Source organism: Kitasatospora sp. NPDC047058, from assembly GCF_040643935.1.
Taxonomy (GTDB): Bacteria; Actinomycetota; Actinomycetes; order Streptomycetales; family Streptomycetaceae; genus Kitasatospora.
Genome location: NZ_JBEYVJ010000568.1, coordinates 1 through 3,642 on the forward strand (window position 1 = coordinate 1; position 3,642 = coordinate 3,642).

A 3,642-nucleotide genomic window follows, 5' to 3' on the forward strand; every position below is an offset into this window, starting at 1 on the left:
ACCCGCGCGGCCGCGGCACCGTTCCCGCCGAGCCATCACGGAGCAGAACCCGCCTCAGTGATATGACGCTCCGTCAGTTCACCTACGCGAAGCGGGAGCTCCGCACCGGGCCGGAGGAGCGGCAGCGGTCGCGCGGACCTTCCAGCCAGCGCGGCGCGACCGCGCGGGCGAAGGCCGCCAGGGCCTCGTCCGGGTCGGCCGGGGTCCCGCCGTCACCGGGGTCCGGGGTCGGGTCGGCGGTGCGGATGTCGGCCGCCAGCTCCTCGGCGGTCCGCTCGTCCGGTTCGCCGCCGAGCGGCTCCCAGGGCGCGAGGATCGTCTGGCCCAGCAGTCCGCAGACGTCGGCTGCGACACCGGGCGCCTCCGTCCAGCAGGTCGCATGCTCGTACAGCACCTCGCCCGGTGCACGCTCGTTCAGGAGGGAGAGCAGCTCGCCGTCCGCCTCGCTCAGGTCGTACGCCACCACCACGGTGTCCGCCGTGCCCGGCCGGTAGGGCTGGGCGGGCAGACCGAGCAGGTCCGCGGCGGCCAGGCCGAGCGCGCGGTCGGCGCGGCCGGGCAGCAGGGAGACCGAGTGCGGGCGCGTCCCGGTCGCCTCCAGGATCAGCCGCAGCCGCTCCAGACCCTCGCGGCAGAGCGCGTAGCTGTCCTGGAGGAAGGCGTAGCGGCCGGTCATGCCCGCCTCCCAGCCGTACGGGCTGAGGGTGGCGAGCAGTCCGCCGGTGAGGGTGAAGTGCCAGGCGCGCAGGGCCTGGTGGCCGAGCGGGTCGGGGCCGCCGGGCTGTGCGGTGGCGGCGACGGCGGCGGCCCGGTCGAGGGAGCGGCGCAGCCGGTCGGCGGCGGGCTGCCACTGGCCGGCCTCGGCCGGCAGGCGGTCGAAGGCGGTACGGGCCGCGGTGGCGTCGCCGGCCATCAGGGCGTTGTAGGCGAGCAGGTAGCGCTCGGGCCAGTCGCGGAGCAGCGCGTCCTGGTCGCGCAGCAGGGTGACGGCCTCGGCGTGGCGCTCCTCGTCCTCCAGGGCGATGGCGAGTTCGGCGATGATCGGCAGCCGCTGGTCGGCCCGGCCGCGGACCTTGGCGAGCAGGCCGCGCGGCGGGGCGGTGGCAGCGCGTAGGGCCTCGGTGAGGGCGGGGACGGCGAGGAAGGCGGCGCCGCGGCCGACGCAGGCGTAGCCGTACTGGTAGAGCGCGCCGGGGTGATCGGGCTTGGCGGCCAGGGTGCGGGCGGCCTCGGCGAGGTCGTCGAAGCCGCCGTCGACGGCCAGCCGCTCGACCAGCGGGGCCACCTGGGCGGCCGGCAGGTCCGGTGCGGCCGACCGCAGTTCGCGCATCGCGGCGCCCGGGTCACCGGATTCCACGAGGCTCCAGGCGGTGTCCAGCGAGGTCGTCGTCACAGGGGTTTCCTCCGGGGCGGGTTGATGGTGACGGGGAACGAAGGCGGTGGGTGTCGCGGGCCGCGGCCGTGCGGGCGGTCGCGCGCGTGGTCCGGCGGCGGACGCGGCCGTGGCCGTAATACGGCTGTGGCCGTGGTCTGTGGCTGTGGCGGTGAACGTGGCCGGGCGCGGAACCGGGGGAAGCGGGAGCCGGGGCGGCGGCGCGGCTGCGGAGCCGGGTGCGGGCGCCCGGCGAGGGGTGGCACGGGGCCGGCCGCCGGTCGCCGGCGGCGGGTGGGGCTCACCTGCTCGGGCGGTGGCCGCCCTTCCTGTTGAGGTCGCGCATGGAGAGGATCATGTCCGAATGCAGCCGCCCGCCGCAAGCCGATTCCCCGTCCGGCGACCGCCGAACCAGTGCGCCGACGAACTGTCAGGAGTCTTGACAGACGACTGGTCTAGTCCAACCATAAGCATGTCGATCCGACCGGGATGCACTGTGGGGGTGTGACCACCGGCGGCTGAGGCATCGCCCTGCCCTGTTCCGCTCCGCCCCCGTCCCGCACGGCGCACGTGTGCCCGCGCACCCGGCTGTTCCGCCCGCTCCACCGCTCCACCGCGCCGCCCGTGCCACCTGAGCCACTGCGCCCACCCGTGCCAGCCGGGCCGGACCGGCTCCGCGTGGCTGCGGGTGTCCGGCGCGCCCGCAGCCCGACAGTTCACCAACGTCATTCCCCGCCACGCCTGTTGGAGAATCCATGCGTCTACGCAGAACGATCCAGGCCGCCCTGACCGCCTGCGCCACCCTGGTGGCGTCCGCCGGACTGGTCGCCGCGGGAACGAGCCAGGCCGAGGCCGCGACCCCGCTGCCGAGCCGGGTGTTCGCCCCCTACTTCGAGTCCTGGACAGGCCAGAGCCCGGCCGCACTGGCCGCCCAGTCCGGCGCCAAGCACCTGACGATGGCGTTCCTGCAGACCGCCACCAAGGGCTCGTGCACCCCGTACTGGAACGGCGACACCTCGCTGCCGGTCGCCTCCTCCTCGTTCGGCGCCGACATCGCCACCATCCGGGCGAACGGCGGCGACGTGATCCCGTCCTTCGGCGGCTACACCGCCGACAACACCGGCACCGAACTGGCCGACAGCTGCACGGACGTGAACCAGATCGCGGCCGCCTTCGAGAACGTCATCACCACCTACGACATCAGCCGGATCGACCTCGACATCGAGGACAACTCGCTGACCAACACGGCCGGCATCGACCGCCGCAACAAGGCGATCAAGCTGGTGCAGGACTGGGCCGCCGCCAACGGCCGCTCGGTCCAGTTCTCCTACACCCTGCCCACCACCACCAGCGGCCTGGCCTCCAGCGGGCTGGCGGTGCTGAAGAACGCGGTGAGCAACAACGCCCGGATCGACGTCGTCAACCTGATGACCTTCGACTACTACGACAACGCCGCCCACGACATGGCCGCCGAGACCCAGACCGCGGCAACCGGCCTCTACAACCAGCTGGCCAAGCTGTACCCGGCCAAGACCCCGGCCCAGCTGTGGGGCTCGATCGGCATCACCGAGATGGTCGGCATCGACGACTTCGGCGCCGCCGAGACCTTCACCGTCGCCAACGCCACCACGGTGTACAACTGGGCGGTCTCGAAGGGCATCAACACGCTCTCCTTCTGGGCCCTGCAGCGTGACAACGGCGGCTGCCCCGGCACCGGCGGCCGGGACGACTGCTCCGGGATCAGCCAGGGCACCTGGGACTTCACGCACGTGTTCGCACCGTTCACCAGCACCACCCCGGTGGGCAACGACTTCTCCGTCGCGCTGAACCCGAACTCCGGCACGGTGACAGCAGGTTCCGCCACCAGCGCTACCGTCTCCACCGCCGTGACCGCCGGCTCGGCCCAGAACGTCAACCTCACCGTCACCGGCGCACCCGCCGGCGTCACCGCCACCATCACCCCCGGCAGCGTCACCACCGGCGCCACCGCCACCCTCAACATCACCACCACCGCGGCCACCACGCCCGGCAGCTACCCGCTCACCATCACCGGCAACGCCGCCTCCGGCAGCCACACCGGCAGCTACACGCTGACGGTCACCGGGGTCACCCCGCCCGGCGGCCTCGTGAACGGCGGCCTGGAGACCGGCAGCCTCGCCCCGTGGACCTGCCAGAGCGATGGTGGAGTCGATCCACGAGGACACCGTGGACTTCGGCCCGAACTACGACGGCAGTGAGCAGGAGCCGTTGGCGCTGCCGGCGGCGTTTCC

General features: G+C 73.4%; 2 protein-coding genes. One reads left to right on the top strand and one right to left on the bottom strand.

The genetic code is table 11. The features are described 5' to 3' along the window. Positions 1–82: 82 nt before the first annotated feature. Positions 83–1,393 carry a hypothetical protein gene (locus tag ABZ885_RS37540; RefSeq protein ID WP_360199123.1) on the bottom strand — a complete coding sequence of 437 codons (1,311 nt, stop codon included), beginning with the start codon at positions 1,391–1,393 and terminating at the stop codon, positions 83–85. A gap of 734 nt (positions 1,394–2,127) precedes the next feature. Between ABZ885_RS37540 and ABZ885_RS37545 the strand changes: the two genes are divergently transcribed. Then, positions 2,128–3,609 (top strand): chitinase, encoded by a 1,482-nt coding sequence (locus ABZ885_RS37545; RefSeq protein WP_360199125.1) that lies wholly within the window; start codon positions 2,128–2,130, stop codon positions 3,607–3,609. The last annotated feature ends 33 nt before the right edge of the window (positions 3,610–3,642 follow it).